At 62.6% G+C, this 13,224-nt stretch carries 13 protein-coding genes and 1 tRNA gene; 10 read left to right on the forward strand and 4 right to left on the reverse strand.

Annotated elements, in window-relative coordinates; translation table 11 throughout:
* Positions 1–1,996 precede the first annotated feature (1,996 nt).
* Positions 1,997–2,086, reverse strand: a tRNA-Ser gene (locus tag ACVDG8_RS25400).
* Between the two features lie 413 nt (positions 2,087–2,499).
* On the opposite strand from ACVDG8_RS25400, the gene ACVDG8_RS25405 reads away from it, so the two are divergent.
* The 4 genes from ACVDG8_RS25405 (at position 2,500) to ACVDG8_RS25420 (ending at position 5,326) form a co-directional block, all read left to right on the forward strand.
* Complete coding sequence (locus ACVDG8_RS25405) at positions 2,500–3,201, forward strand: hypothetical protein (protein ID WP_447250885.1); 702 nt, start codon at positions 2,500–2,502, stop codon at positions 3,199–3,201.
* Between the two features lie 82 nt (positions 3,202–3,283).
* Complete coding sequence (locus ACVDG8_RS25410) at positions 3,284–3,610, forward strand: hypothetical protein (RefSeq protein WP_447250886.1); 327 nt, start codon at positions 3,284–3,286, stop codon at positions 3,608–3,610.
* Between the two features lie 202 nt (positions 3,611–3,812).
* On the forward strand, positions 3,813–4,802 hold the full coding sequence (locus ACVDG8_RS25415; RefSeq protein ID WP_447250887.1) for a BMP family lipoprotein: 990 nt from the start codon (positions 3,813–3,815) through the stop codon (positions 4,800–4,802).
* Positions 4,803–4,867: 65 nt separating this feature from the next.
* Positions 4,868–5,326, forward strand: a complete 459-nt coding sequence (locus ACVDG8_RS25420) for a GNAT family N-acetyltransferase (RefSeq protein ID WP_447250888.1) — start codon at positions 4,868–4,870, stop codon at positions 5,324–5,326.
* A 128-nt stretch (positions 5,327–5,454) separates the two neighbouring features.
* On the opposite strand, the gene ACVDG8_RS25425 is transcribed toward ACVDG8_RS25420, so the two are convergent.
* Both ACVDG8_RS25425 and ACVDG8_RS25430 read right to left on the reverse strand, forming a co-directional pair.
* Entirely contained in the window at positions 5,455–5,868 is a 414-nt protein-coding gene (locus tag ACVDG8_RS25425; RefSeq protein WP_447250889.1) for a hypothetical protein, read from the reverse strand.
* Positions 5,869–5,886: 18 nt separating this feature from the next.
* A complete protein-coding gene (locus ACVDG8_RS25430; protein ID WP_447250890.1) occupies positions 5,887–6,096 on the reverse strand; it encodes a SlyX family protein in 210 nt (69 codons plus the stop codon).
* A gap of 191 nt (positions 6,097–6,287) precedes the next feature.
* On the opposite strand from ACVDG8_RS25430, the gene ACVDG8_RS25435 reads away from it, so the two are divergent.
* The 6 genes from ACVDG8_RS25435 (at position 6,288) to deoA (ending at position 12,501) form a co-directional block, all read left to right on the forward strand.
* Positions 6,288–7,820: an ABC transporter ATP-binding protein gene (locus ACVDG8_RS25435; RefSeq protein WP_447250891.1), complete on the forward strand. Its 1,533-nt coding sequence runs from the start codon at positions 6,288–6,290 to the stop codon at positions 7,818–7,820.
* On the forward strand, positions 7,817–8,956 hold the full coding sequence (locus ACVDG8_RS25440) for an ABC transporter permease (protein WP_447250892.1): 1,140 nt from the start codon (positions 7,817–7,819) through the stop codon (positions 8,954–8,956). The genes ACVDG8_RS25435 and ACVDG8_RS25440 overlap by 4 nt, the downstream gene beginning before the upstream one ends.
* 1 nt (position 8,957) lies before the next feature.
* On the forward strand, positions 8,958–9,929 hold the full coding sequence (locus tag ACVDG8_RS25445; protein WP_447250893.1) for an ABC transporter permease: 972 nt from the start codon (positions 8,958–8,960) through the stop codon (positions 9,927–9,929).
* Between the two features lie 63 nt (positions 9,930–9,992).
* Positions 9,993–10,385 (forward strand): cytidine deaminase, encoded by a 393-nt coding sequence (gene cdd, locus ACVDG8_RS25450; protein ID WP_447250894.1) that lies wholly within the window; start codon positions 9,993–9,995, stop codon positions 10,383–10,385.
* On the forward strand, positions 10,382–11,185 hold the full coding sequence (locus ACVDG8_RS25455) for a purine-nucleoside phosphorylase (protein WP_447250895.1): 804 nt from the start codon (positions 10,382–10,384) through the stop codon (positions 11,183–11,185). The genes cdd and ACVDG8_RS25455 overlap by 4 nt, the downstream gene beginning before the upstream one ends.
* Positions 11,185–12,501 carry a thymidine phosphorylase gene (gene deoA / locus ACVDG8_RS25460; RefSeq protein ID WP_447250896.1) on the forward strand — a complete coding sequence of 439 codons (1,317 nt, stop codon included), beginning with the start codon at positions 11,185–11,187 and terminating at the stop codon, positions 12,499–12,501. Before ACVDG8_RS25455 ends, deoA begins: the two co-directional genes overlap by 1 nt.
* Before the next feature lie 6 nt (positions 12,502–12,507).
* Here the strand turns inward: deoA and ACVDG8_RS25465 are convergent, their stop codons facing one another.
* Positions 12,508–13,074: a TIGR02281 family clan AA aspartic protease gene (locus tag ACVDG8_RS25465; protein WP_447250897.1), complete on the reverse strand. Its 567-nt coding sequence runs from the start codon at positions 13,072–13,074 to the stop codon at positions 12,508–12,510.
* Positions 13,075–13,224 lie beyond the last annotated feature (150 nt).

Genomic DNA, 13,224 nt, shown 5'->3' on the forward strand with positions numbered 1-13,224 from the left:
GTCAGCAGAGATGTGCCCGACAGGCCGGAACCAGCTAGGCTTGCGTTGCTGGAAAAGGCACTCAGAAAAGTGGATGCGCTGTTCGCGCTGAAGGTGATAGTGGAGGCGCCAGCAAGCGGGTTTCCATAGTTATCGCTTTGCACCAAGTCAAAGTTGTTAAGCGATGTGGCCCACAGTGTGTAGTATTGACCCGTGCTAGCGGATAGAAACGTGAGCGTCAGATTGTTTGTCCAGAATGCGGTATCGATCGTCTGAAGTTGAGTCGCGTTTGTGGCAGCAAATAAGGCAGACGCGATGTCTTGCAGCTGGATAATCTGGGCGCCGCCGGTGTTATTAGTTGCGATGGCATCGAGCACATTAAGGTTGTCGACCGTCGCGCCATTGCTTGTCGAGGCCATGACTTGCTTCCTTTCAGCGGCTGCAGAATCCTGATGTCCGTTGACCGCACATTGAGTTTCCATGAGCAGCGGCGACCGGCCGGCCATTTGGCGCCGGAAGCCGTCTCGCAGTTCCACAGCGGAGATCCCCGTCTCCGGCGATCGCGGCGAACTTGCGCGTCTTATCGGCTCGGGAATCAGCCGAGCAGACGCCGCACCTGAGGCTGACGCGCGCTTGCGCGGCCAGACAAACGGCGGAAAAATTCACGCGGTCCTCGAGCGCTGTCGCCATCTGGGGCGCGGCTAGTCGCCGGGCGCCGAGTGCGATCGCACCTTCTTTGGGCCTCAAATTTCTCGGTAACGTGGGAAGATCAGAAACAATGGGATCCATGAACAGGGGTTCAGCTGGCGCGCGAACGCACTGTGAGCCCAACTCCGCCAACTCGCGACCACCCAAACGCACAAGGCCTGGGGCCTTCCTCCATTGGCTTCGCGGTGGCGACCCTCTCCGACGTACTCCCACCTACCCCTACCCGTTCGCCTCAGCGACCACCCAGCAAGAGAGCTCGGATAGCGGAAGACATATGCAAACGCCCGGAACAACCACACAAGTAGTTCACCTGGCACGTCAAGCTAGCCGCGCCATCGCCACGTCCGACAATTTCGTCTTACGAACCCCAACTCCCAATTACTCGCGCGACCGCCCCTAACGACCGCGCGCCCTTTACATGCGCCATATTACTAAAGGCTAAAATTAGGAATTTGTAAACCATCCAGATGGCATCCCATCTGTTTTTGGTTAATCTTCTAGCCGTCGAAACGGTATTTCTCAAAGAATCAAAAGTTTGTCTGATGTGCCTCAAAATGCATGGTCGAACTCTGGGCTTTCGCTGGTTGGTCTAGATGTGTGGTCCCGAACCACCTCTCGACTGGCTTAGCGCTCTCCCCAACGATGGTAATAGCGATTGCCATCTGATCACCGTTTTAGACTCGCGATCTTCTATCACATCTTGGAAGAACACAGAGCCCCTGGCCCTTTCGGTGTGCCGGCACGACGCGCTGAAAGGGCATCCCGAACGCTCCCGCGAGGGACCCGCGAGGGGGCGTGAGGGTTGCCTCGGGAAACTCCTCGGCCCGCCTGATGGTCGGGGAGGGGGAAGGGTCGCTTGACGAAGGCAAGCCGTCGGCCGACCATGTAAAAAGCCGCGGTCACAGGGCGGGAACCCTACGCGGCTTTTTCCAAGGTCGTTCAATAAATATGAACATCAGGGGAAAGATTGTTTGTAAAGCTCGTCGGGCCTAGCGAGTGATCCGGAGGTCGGGATCGGCCCCGACCGAGCCCGAGGTTAACCCTCAAGCCACAAAAATGTTGACGCCCCAAGAATACACAGGGGCTTTCCCTGGCGTCTGGCGCGGTTTCCCACCTGGGTGGCGGACTTGGGAACGGAGAAGCTACGGTTCACTCGCTTCCTTTCCCGGAGCGACTGCCGCTCCGAATGGGCATCCCGGCGGATGTCTCATGCCGTCGCATGCTGTCTAAATCAATAGCATCCTGCATGATGGGCTTTTCGGCGGTAAGTTCTGAAATACCCTTTAAGTCACTGATTTTATTGATGATATGGCGGAGAGAGCGGGATTCGAACCCGCGTTACGGTTTCCCGTAAACACACTTTCCAGGCGTGCGCCTTCAACCACTCGGCCACCTCTCCGTCGTTTCGCATCTCGCGTCGGCTGGTTTTGCCGCGCTGGTTGGGGAGATGCTCCCGTGGGAAAGCCTTGAACGGCTTGCCAGGGTGCCTTCAACCGGTGGGCAGCCCTTCCCAGCACCGCTAGCCGTCTAGGCATATAGGCGCGGGGCTCATCTAGTCGATCCGAAAGCGAATGCCAAGCCATAATGGCATTGCAAGGGTTTTTGCCGTGGATGGTCGGCATGCCGGCCCTCGTGCCGCCTTGCCGATGTCGAATGATGTGCACAGATCGGCCGACCCATCCGGACCCGCTTGACTTCAACCCCGGCCGGCTGTCGACTGGGCTAAACGTTTGTTTTCACGCAATTCCAGACAGAAACTGCCGAGCGTTTCGATGGAATTGCTTAGGGCTTTGCGAGGGGCATCGTCCTGACATGGCATCGATCGACCAACGACCCGCGGGGCAGCCGGACGGTGGGCTTTCCTTCATCCCGGTGGCATGGCTCGTCATCGTCATGGGGCTGTCGGCCTACGGCCTGTTCTCCAACTGGCGGCTGATCGGCGACTTCAGCCTGCCGGAAAACGTGCTCTTCCTGATCTACAGCGGGCTTACCGGCGGCGTCGTCACCATCCTGTGGGGCCTGTATCTGCTTGGCCTTGCCTTCAACCGGTCGGCGCGTTTCCAGCGCCACTATACGATCTGGCAGATTGTCATCATCATCTGGCTCGTGGTGCGCCAGGCCTACCTGCTGCTGGCGTCCGGCTTCGCCTTTTCGGCTGAGGCGCTTGGTTTCAGCGTCGCTGAAATCGCCATCGGCCTGCTCTGCATCTATCTTTTGCGGCCAGATGCCGGCGCCGACGCGGTCTACTCGAACCCGGAGAGCAAACGACCGCCGCTGTTCGTGTCGATCCTCGCCGGGCTGCTCGGCATCATCCTCGGCGGCGCCATTGGCGCCTGCGCCGGTTTCTTTGCCGGCTCGCTCATCGCCGACGCTACGCAGATGAGCTGCTTCGAGGGGGCCTGCGGATTTTTCGCGGCTTTCATCGGCCTTGCAGGCCTGATCGTAGGCGCCATCGCCGGCGGCATTTTCGCCATCTGGCGGGTCAACCGACGCAAGCCGGCGAGCGTTGCTTAATTTGTACCGCTGCGATTGCGCGGCGATTGCACAGGCTTTATGTCGGTTGCGGGTCGACGGGGGCTTCCGGGGAGAGCGTTCGATGTTGCGTTTCATCTTTCGGCTGGCGGCGATGGTTGCGCTGTCTATTGCCGTCATCATGGCGGTGATCGATACGACACGGTCGGTCGCGGAATCGGCTCTGGTCATGACGCCGCTCAACGCAAGCTGGCTCGCCGTCTCGCCCGATACCCGCGCGGCTTTCGAAACCCTGGTGCGCGCCAAGGCAAGCCCCGTGGTCTGGGACGGCATCGTCGCCTGGGTGCTCGCCCAGCCGGGTTTCGCGGTGTTCGCGGTGCTGGCTTTCCTGCTTTACGCCATCGGCTATCGGCGCAAGCGCCGCAACGCGGAATTCGCGCCAAGCCCCTGAAGGCAATGCAAACAACCGACCGGGCCTGCCGGTAACGCTTTTTCCAACAGGTCAAAATTCCACGTGAATTTTGTTTCGGGTCGTGCCAGATTGCCCTGGAGCGGGAGGGGCAAACACTTCCTGCCTGACGTCGCAAGCCCGCCGGAGAACCGGGCTGGCAGGCGGCGCATAACGGAAAAATAACCGACAGGGTGTGGATCACATGAAACGTATCGTTCTCGGCCTTCTGGCCGCAACCGCAATGGTTCTTCCGGCTTTCGCCGCGGATGTCCAGCCGGCTATCCTTTACGATCTCGGCGGCAAGTTCGACAAATCCTTCAACGAGGCTGCCTATCACGGCGCCGAAAAGTTCAAGGCCGAGACTGGCACCGCCTATGTCGAATTCGAAGTCTCCAACGCCTCGCAGCGCGAGCAGGCGCTGCGCCGCTTCGCCGAGGACGGCCGCAATCCGATCGTCATGGCTGGCTTTGCCTGGGAAGATGCGCTGAAGAAGATCGCGGCCGAATATCCCGACCTCAACTTCGCCATCATCGACGATGCCGTCGACCTGCCCAATGTCCGCTCGCTGGTGTTCAAGGAGAACGAAGGCTCCTATCTCGTCGGCATCCTGGCGGCGATGGCGTCGAAGTCGAAGAAGGTCGGCTTCGTCGGCGGCATGGACATCCCGCTGATCCGCAAATTCGAATGCGGCTATGTCGGCGGCGCCAAGTCGGCCGGTGCGACCGACGTCATCCAGAACATGACCGGCGACACGCCTGCCGCCTGGAACGACCCGGCCAAGGGCGGCGAGATCGCCAAGACGCAGATCGACCAGGGCGCCGACGTGGTCTACGCGGCCGCCGGCGGCACTGGCGTCGGTGTGCTGCAGGCTGCGGCGGATGCCGGCAAGCTCGGCATCGGCGTCGATTCCAACCAGAACGGCCTGCAGCCCGGCAAGGTGCTGACCTCGATGATGAAGCGTGTCGACGTCGCCGTCTACAACACGTTCATGGATGGCAAGAACGGCACCTTCAAGGGCGGCCTCGAGAATCTCGGTCTCAAGGAAGCCGGCGTCGACTATGCCATGGACGACAACAACAAGGCTCTGGTCACCGATGAGATGAAGGCGGCTGTCGAAAAGGCCAAGGCCGACATCATCTCCGGCAAGATCCAGGTGCACGACTACACCACCGACAACGCCTGTCCGTACTGATCGGCTTCAAGCAGGATTTGTGAACCGCCGGGCGAAAGCCCGGCGGTTTCGCTTTGGAGACGACGATGCGGCTGACGATCGAAGCCATGACGGAAGGCGACGTCGAGGCGATCGCACGGCTTCGGCTTGCGGCGTTCTTCGAAGGTACGAGCCGAACGCTCGATGAGGATATGGCCGGCCTGCGCGGTCTGCTTGCCGGCGACGGGTTCGAGGCGGCCTTGGTTGCCCGCGATCGGGGCCGGCCGATCGGCAGCTGCCTGCTGGTGCGCAAAGAGATCGATCCGGCGCATGATCTTACACCCTGGCTGGCCGGGCTGATCGTCGACGAATCATACCGGGGCCAAGGCGTCGGCAGGGCGTTGCTCCGGGCCGTCGAGGCGCATGCCGCATCGGTTGGCGTCGGCAAGCTCTATCTCTACACTTGGCAGGCGCGCCGCTTCTATGAGACGCTCGGCTGGATTGCCGTCGAACCCTTCGAGCAGGATGGCGAGCCGATGCTTTTGATGGCGCGATCCTTGCCTTGACGCAATTACGGACGGAAAGCTACGGCGAAGTCGCCGAGCCCAACCGCTACGCACTTTTCCTGGAATTGCGATGTTTAGCTTGGCGCAATTCCGGACGGAAAACCGCTACGTACTTTTCCTGGAATTGCTTATAAGGTGCCGGCCAGATAGCCGAGCGCAAAGGCGGCCAGCAGGGCCAGCGCAATGACAAATCCCAACCTTCCGCCTAGAGCGTGCAGGCCAACGCCGTAGGGCTTGCGTTGCAGCCGGTGGATCACGACAGGTGGCGGCTCTGCCTCGGCCTCGGCGAGGCCGGCAGGCCGGGCATGCATTTGCGGCAATTCGGCAAGGCGTTGCGAGACCAGCTTCCAGCGGGCGTCCTGGCGTTCGGTGGAGGAACCGGCGGGGTCAAGGGCGCGCAAGCGTTCGGCGAGCTTCAGCACGGTGTCGCGAAAGATCGGATCAATCTTGAGATCGCGCTCGGCGCGGGCGCGATCCCTGTCGTTCATCAGGCCAAAGACATAATCGCCGGCCCTGGCGACGCGGTCGCTCTCACTGGACATGGCCTTCTCCCATGCTCCTCACCAATGCGGTGGCTTGGTCACCGGCACATCGGGAGCCGACTGCTCTTCCAGTTCCAGGAACCGGTTGGTCAGCGCACCGAGCTTGCGCTCCATGCGCTCGATCACCTTCCACTGCTCGGCGATCTGGCCGGACAGCTCCTCTATGGTCTTTTCCTGCTCGGCGGCGCGGATTTCCAGCGTCGTCAACCGGTCGGCGGGCGTGTCCATTCGGGTGCTCACTCCAGCGCCATGGTGCGAATTTCGGGACCGCCATATTAGCGAATGTGAAGCGCCCGGCCACGTTCGAAATTGACAAGGGTGCGGGGATTTGTCGAGAGTGAAACGCCGATTGGCAGGCGCGGGGCATCATGCTAGGCATTTTGACCAAGCGATAAAAAATAAAGAGTGGGACAGGCTGCATGGCGCAAGCCGCAATCGAGCTCGTAGGCATCAACAAGAGCTTTGGCGCCGTGCGCGCCAACCGCGACATCAATCTCGAAGTCACGCGCGGCACCATCCACGGCATTGTCGGCGAGAACGGTGCCGGCAAGTCGACGCTGATGTCGATCCTCTACGGCTTTTACCAGGCCGATAGCGGCGAGATCCGCGTCGGCGGCAAGCCGGCCTCGATCAAGACGTCCAATGACGCCATAGCGCTCGGCATCGGCATGGTGCACCAGCATTTCATGCTGGTCGACAATTTCACGGTGCTGGAGAACATCATCCTCGGCGCCGAGAGCGATGCGTTGCTGAAGAAGAGCATCGCCAAGGCGCGCTCCGAACTGGAACGCCTGGAACGCGAATACGGGCTGGAAGTCGATCCCGACGCTATCATCGAGGAACTGCCGGTCGGCCTGCAGCAGCGTGTCGAAATCCTCAAGGCGCTTTATCGCGGCGCCGAGATCCTGATCCTCGACGAGCCGACGGGCGTGCTCACTCCAGCCGAGGCCGACCATCTCTTCCGTATCCTCAAGCAATTGAAGGACCAGGGAAAGACGATTGTTCTGATCACCCATAAGCTGCGCGAGATCATGGCCATTACCGACACCGTTTCGGTGATGCGCCAGGGCACGATGGTGGCGACGCGCGAGACGAAGAAGACGACGGTCGAGGAACTGGCCGAGCTGATGGTCGGGCGGCGCGTGCTGCTGCGGGTCGAAAAGGGCGAGGCGGAAGCGGGCGCCATCAAGCTCGCGGTCAAGAACCTGACGGTGAAGGATTCCCGCGGCGTTACCATGGTCGATGACGTCTCCTTCGATATCAGGGCCGGCGAGATCGTCGGCATCGCGGGTGTGGCCGGCAACGGACAGTCCGAACTCCTCGAGGCGATCTCCGGCATCAGGCGCGCCGTTTCCGGCTCGGTCATGCTCGACGGCAAGCCGATCGACCTGACGGGTGCCGCCGATCCCGGCGAGTTGCGCGACCGCGGGCTGGCTCATGTGCCGGAGGACCGCCATCATGTCGGACTGGTGCTGGCCTTCGAGGAGAACGAGAATTCGATCCTCGGCTACCATGACGACCCGCGCTATCTGAAGGGGCCGTTCCTCAACATCGACGTCATCATGGCCGATGCCAAGGACAAGATTGAGAAATACGACATACGGCCAGGCAACCCGCGGCTGAAGACGGCGAATTTTTCCGGCGGCAACCAGCAGAAGATCGTGCTGGCGCGGGAAATGGAACAAGACCCGGGTGTCCTCATCGTCGGCCAGCCGACGCGCGGCGTCGATGTCGGCGCCATCGAGTTCATCCATAAGCGGCTGATCGCCATGCGCGACCAGGGCAAGGCGGTGCTGGTGGTGTCTGTCGAACTCGACGAGATCCGCTCGCTCTCCGACCGCATCCTGGTCATGTTTGCCGGCCGCATCGTCGGCGAGCGCGGTCCCGAGGCGACCGAGGGCGAGCTTGGCCTGCTGATGGCGGGTGTCGAGCGCCAGGAGGCTGCAGAATGAGCACGCCTTACGCCAAACTGCCGGCCTGGGCCGATTATGGGCTGATCCCGCTGATCAACCTGGCTGTGGCCTTCATCGTCGCCGGCTTCGTCGTGCTTCTGGTCGGTGAAAATCCGTTCCGCGCCGCCGTCATCCTGGTCGAGGGCGCGTTCGGCAAGGGAACCGGCATCGCCTTCACCCTCTTCTATGCCACCACCTTCATCTTCACCGGGCTTTCGGTGGCGGTTGCCGCGCATTGCGGCCTGTTCAACATCGGCACCGAGGGGCAGGCCTACATTGCCGGTCTCGGCATCGCCATCGTCTGCCTTTCCTTCGACAGTGTGCTGCCGTGGTGGCTGACATTTCCGCTGGCCATCGTCGCCGCGGCGCTTGTGGGGGCGTTGTGGGCGCTGATCCCCGCCTATCTGCAGGCCAAGCGCGGCTCGCACATCGTCATCACCACCATCATGTTCAACTTCATCGCCGCCTCGATCATGGTCTATTTGCTGGTCGGCCCCTTGAAGCCGGCGGCCTCGCAGGCGCCGCAGACCCGCAACTTCCTCGCCGGCGCTGAATTGCCGAAGCTCAACTGGATCATAGAACTGTTCGGCGCCAAGATCCGTTCGGCGCCGCTCAATGTCTGCTTCCTGCTGGCGCTGGTCATGGCCTTCCTGGTCTGGCTGCTGATCTGGCGCACAAAGCTCGGCTACGAGATGCGCACCTATGGCCACAGCCCGAAAGCGGCGCGCTACGCCGGCATTTCGGAGACGCGCATCGTGCTCACCGCCATGATGATCTCAGGCGCGCTGGCCGGCATGATGGCGCTCAACCCGGTGATGGGCGACCAGCACAATGTCGCAATCGACTTCGTCTCCGGCGCCGGTTTCGTCGGCATCGCCGTGGCGCTGATGGGCCGGCTGCATCCGGTCGGCATCGTGCTGGCGGCAATCCTGTTCGGCATGCTCTACCAGGGCGGCGCCGAACTCGCTTTCGAAATGCCGGCGATTTCGCGCGACATGATCGTCATCATCCAGGGCCTGGTCATCCTGTTTGCCGGTGCGCTGGAGCACATGTTCCGACCCTATGTGCAGGCGCTGTTCGCCTCGTTCAGTCCGCGATCGGTCGGCATGGAAGCGGTCAAGGGGAAAGGTGCCTGAGATGGACGCGTTCAATATGATCGTCCAGACCCTGGACTCGACCATCCGCCTCTCGGTGCCGCTGCTGCTCGCCTGTCTGGCCGGCCTCTATTCGGAGCGCGCCGGGGTTTTCGACATCGGACTGGAAGGCAAGATGCTGGTCGGCGCCTTTGCCGGTGCTGCTGCTGCCTCGGTCTTCCATTCGGCCCTTCTCGGCCTCGGCATGGCGATCGTCATGTCGGTCGCATTCGCCCTGGTGCATGGCTTTGCCTCGATCACGCACCGCGGCAATCAGATCGTCTCGGGCGTGGCGATCAATTTCATCGCCGCCGGCTCGACCATCATCCTTGGCCAGGCCTGGTTCAGCCAAGGCGGGCGCACGCCGGCGCTGCAGCCTGGCGAACGCTTCGAGGCCATCACCTGGCCGGGCGCCGAGGCCATGCGCGACGTGCCGATCATCGGACCGATCTATGCCGAACTTCTGTCCGGGCACTCTATCCTGGTCTACCTCGCCTTCGTGATGGTGCCATTCACCTGGTGGGTGCTGTTTCGCACCCGCTTTGGGCTACGCCTGCGCGCCGTCGGCGAGAACCCGGCCGCCGTCGACACCGCCGGCATCTCCGTCGCCTGGCTGCGCTACCGGGCGCTGATCTGCACTGGTGTGCTGACCGGCATTGCCGGCGCCTATCTGTCGATGGTGCAAAATGGCGGCTTCGTGAAGGACATGACCGCAGGCAAGGGCTATATCGCGCTGGCGGCGCTGATCTTTGCCAAATGGAAGCCGGTCAACGCCATGTTCGCCTGCCTGCTGTTCGGCTTTCTCGATGCCCTGTCGATCCGCCTGCAGGGCACACCGTTGCCCATTGTCGGCAAGGTGTCGGTACAGCTCATGCAGGCGCTGCCTTATGTGCTGACGGTGATCCTGCTCGCCGGCTTCATCGGCAAGGCGATCCCGCCGCGTGCCGGCGGCGTGCCTTACGTCAAGGAACGCTGAGGCCAGGCTTGCCGATTCAGCAACAACCGGCATTTGAACAAGATCGTGAGAGAGAAGAGACGAATGTCGCATGATCTGTTCGAGGCGGCGAAGGCGGCGATGGCCAAAGCCTATGCGCCCTATTCGAAATTTCCCGTGGGTGCAGCACTTCGCACCGAGGACGGCCGCGTCTTCACCGGCGCCAATATCGAGGTGGCGTCCTATCCCGAAGGCTGGTGCGCCGAAACCACCGCGCTCGGCCATTACGTCATGGGCGGCGGCGGCAGGATAGTCGAGATAGCGGTGATCGCCGAACGCATGGCCAAATGCTCGCCCTGCGGCGGCTGCCGCCAGCGGCTGGCGGAATTCTGCCGGCCGGAGACAAAACTCTATCTGTGCGACAATGCCGGCGTGGCCGAAACCGTGACCATGGGCGACATGCTGCCTTACGGCTTCAGGGGCGATATCTTGAAATGAAGGAAGCGCTGGATCATCTGGTCGAGAAGCTCGACGGGCTGGCGCCGACCGCGGCGCTCGTGCTGGGCTCCGGCCTTGGCGGACTGGTCGACCAGGTCGAGGACGCCAGGCGCATTTCCTACGCCGAATTGCCGGGCTTTCCACGCAGCGGCGTTTCCGGCCATGCCGGCGAGGTGGTCGCCGGGCATTTTGCCGGCACCCCGGTGCTGATGCTGTCGGGCCGCGCGCATTACTATGAACATGGCAATGCCGCCGCCATGCGTCCGGCGCTCGAGGTGCTGGCCGGCATCGGCATCTCGCATCTCATCCTCACCAACGCCGCCGGTTCGGTCGATCCCGAAATGGCGCCGGGGTCGGTGATGCTGATCAGCGACCATATCAATTTCTCCGGCTCCAACCCGCTGATCGGTGAGCCGAGCGATCGCCGCTTCGTCGGTCTCACCGAGGCTTACGATGCCGGCCTGCGCGGCGCGATCGAGAAGGCGGCCAAGGCCACCGGCACCGCGCTGCATCAGGGCGTCTATATGTGGTTCTCGGGGCCTTGCTTCGAGACCCCGGCCGAGATCCGCATGGCGCGTATCATGGGCGCGACGGCCGTCGGCATGTCGACCGTGCCGGAAGTCATCCTCGCCCGCTTCCTAGGTCTCAAGGTCGCCGCCTGCTCGGTCATCACCAACCTCGCGGCCGGGATGACAGGGGCCGAGCTCTCGCACCAGGAAACCAAGGACATGGCTCCGGTCGGTGGCGCGCGGCTGGCGACGATCCTGCGGCGTGTCTTCCAGGATGGCTTGCCCGACTGATGCTTCCGCAAGAGATCATCCGCCGCAAGCGCGACGGCCACAAGCTCTCATCGCCGGAGATCGCGGCGTTCATCGAGGGACTGACGGCCGGCGCCATCTCGGAAGGCCAGGTCGGGGCCTTCGCCATGGCCGTGTTTCTCAACGGCATGAGCCGCGAGGAAGCGGTGGCGCTGACGGTCGCGATGCGCGATTCCGGCGATGTGCTCGACTGGTCGCACCTGCCGGGCCCCGTCACCGATAAGCACTCGACCGGCGGCGTCGGCGACAATGTCTCGCTGATGCTGGCGCCGATCGTCGCCGCCTGTGGCGCTTATGTGCCGATGATCTCCGGCCGCGGGCTTGGTCATACCGGCGGCACGCTCGACAAGATGGATGCCATCCCGGGCTACATCAGCCAGCCCGATGTGGCGCGCTTGCGCAAGACGGTTCTGGAAACCGGCTTCGCCATCATCGGCCAGACCGCCGATCTCGCGCCAGCAGATCGAAGGCTCTATGCAATCCGCGACGTGACGGGAACCGTCGAGTCCGTACCGCTGATCACCGCCTCGATCCTGTCGAAGAAGCTTGCCGCCGGGCTCGGCTCGCTGGTGCTCGACGTCAAGGTCGGCAATGGCGCCTTCATGGAAAAGTCGCGCGATGCGGTCGCCCTGGCGAACAGCCTGGTCGAGGTTGCCAATGGCGCTGGCCTGAAAGCCTCGGCGCTGGTGACGGGCATGAACGAGCCGCTGGCATCGGCCGCCGGCAACGCGGTCGAGGTGAAGAACGCGGTCGATTTCCTCACCGGCCGCTACCGCGACCGCCGGCTGGAGGAGGTGACGCTGGCGCTCGCTGCCGAGATGCTGCAATCGGCCGGGGTCGTCTCGTCCAACCAGGATGGACTGCGGCGCGCCGCCGAGACGCTTGCCGGCGGCCGCGCGGCGGCGATCTTCGCGCGCATGGTGACGGCGCTGGGCGGTCCCGCTGATTTCGTCGAGAATGTGGACAAATATTTGCCGAAGGCGTCTGTGGAGTTGGCGGTAAAAGCGGCCGGGGACGGGTTCGTCACCGGCGTCGCGACGCGCGAGATCGGCCTTGCCGTCGTCACGCTCGGCGGCGGGCGCAGGCGCCCGGACGACAGAATAGACCATGCCGTCGGCCTGACGAGATTGCTGCCGGTCGGCGCCGAGGTGCGGGCGGGCGAGCCGCTGGCGCTGGTGCATGGCCGCAGCGATGCGGAGGCGCAAGAAGCAGCTGCCGCCGTGCGCGCCGCCTATGCGATCGGTGCGTCGAAGCCACCAGCCGAGAAGACCGTGCTTAGACGGATATTGCCTCGATAGGCCGGGTCACTGCACGAGCAGCAGCGCGCCGTCCTGGACCTGGTATTTCTGCAGCCGCTGCAGGAAGCTCATGCCGATCAGGTTGACCTGCAAGGCCTTGTCGTCGAGCACCATCGCCTGGATGTTGTCGACCGAAATCTTGCCGATCTGCAGATGGTCCAATGTGACCACCGCGGCCTTGATGGCGCCGTTGGCGGTGTTCACCTGGCGATTGAAATCGGACGGGTTGAGCGAAATGCCGATCCTGCGCGCCGTCGACATGTTGATGGCGACAAGCGTGGCGCCGGTATCGATCATGCCATCGACCTGACGGCCATTGAGCTTGAACTGCGAGGTGAAGTGTCCGCGCTCGTCGGCATTGACCAGCACCTGGCGGCCGAGCGGCACCGGCGCTGCCGGCTTGTCCGGGACCGAAGCGAGGTTGACCTGCGGCTGCGCTTCAGGTGCTGCAGGCTTGGAGACGACAGTCGATTTCAGCAAGCCGTCCAGCAGATGCGGATTCGACTGATAGACGATCGGGATCGATGCCGAGGTTCCGGCAAAGATGCCAAGGATGAGAAGCTTGCGCAGCATGGACGCCCCTAGAGCGGTTTATCGTTTCAGGGAAACGTTGAGCCGCTCTATCTCTTGTTTTGGAGCAATTCCGAACGGAAAACCGCTTTACACTTTTCCTGGAATTGCTCTTCAGGGTGCATCCTTAGGCCGACATGGTGTTTTCAGCTT

The sequence above is a fragment of the Mesorhizobium sp. ORM8.1 genome (genome assembly GCF_053005525.2).

Excerpts from the sequence above, each read along its gene's own strand:
- ACVDG8_RS25425 (WP_447250889.1), bottom strand. The coding sequence starts at position 5,868 with ATGTCCAGTGAGAGCGACCGCGTCGCCAGGGCCGGCGATTATGTCTTT.
- ACVDG8_RS25415 (WP_447250887.1), top strand. The coding sequence starts at position 3,813 with ATGAAACGTATCGTTCTCGGCCTTCTGGCCGCAACCGCAATGGTTCTT.
- ACVDG8_RS25420 (WP_447250888.1), top strand. The coding sequence starts at position 4,868 with ATGCGGCTGACGATCGAAGCCATGACGGAAGGCGACGTCGAGGCGATC.
- ACVDG8_RS25465 (WP_447250897.1), bottom strand. The coding sequence starts at position 13,074 with ATGCTGCGCAAGCTTCTCATCCTTGGCATCTTTGCCGGAACCTCGGCA.
- ACVDG8_RS25435 (WP_447250891.1), top strand. The coding sequence starts at position 6,288 with ATGGCGCAAGCCGCAATCGAGCTCGTAGGCATCAACAAGAGCTTTGGC.
- deoA (WP_447250896.1), top strand. The coding sequence starts at position 11,185 with ATGCTTCCGCAAGAGATCATCCGCCGCAAGCGCGACGGCCACAAGCTC.
- ACVDG8_RS25430 (WP_447250890.1), bottom strand. The coding sequence starts at position 6,096 with ATGGACACGCCCGCCGACCGGTTGACGACGCTGGAAATCCGCGCCGCC.
- ACVDG8_RS25440 (WP_447250892.1), top strand. The coding sequence starts at position 7,817 with ATGAGCACGCCTTACGCCAAACTGCCGGCCTGGGCCGATTATGGGCTG.
- cdd (WP_447250894.1), top strand. The coding sequence starts at position 9,993 with ATGTCGCATGATCTGTTCGAGGCGGCGAAGGCGGCGATGGCCAAAGCC.
- ACVDG8_RS25405 (WP_447250885.1), top strand. The coding sequence starts at position 2,500 with ATGGCATCGATCGACCAACGACCCGCGGGGCAGCCGGACGGTGGGCTT.
- ACVDG8_RS25455 (WP_447250895.1), top strand. The coding sequence starts at position 10,382 with ATGAAGGAAGCGCTGGATCATCTGGTCGAGAAGCTCGACGGGCTGGCG.
- ACVDG8_RS25445 (WP_447250893.1), top strand. The coding sequence starts at position 8,958 with ATGGACGCGTTCAATATGATCGTCCAGACCCTGGACTCGACCATCCGC.
- ACVDG8_RS25410 (WP_447250886.1), top strand. The coding sequence starts at position 3,284 with ATGTTGCGTTTCATCTTTCGGCTGGCGGCGATGGTTGCGCTGTCTATT.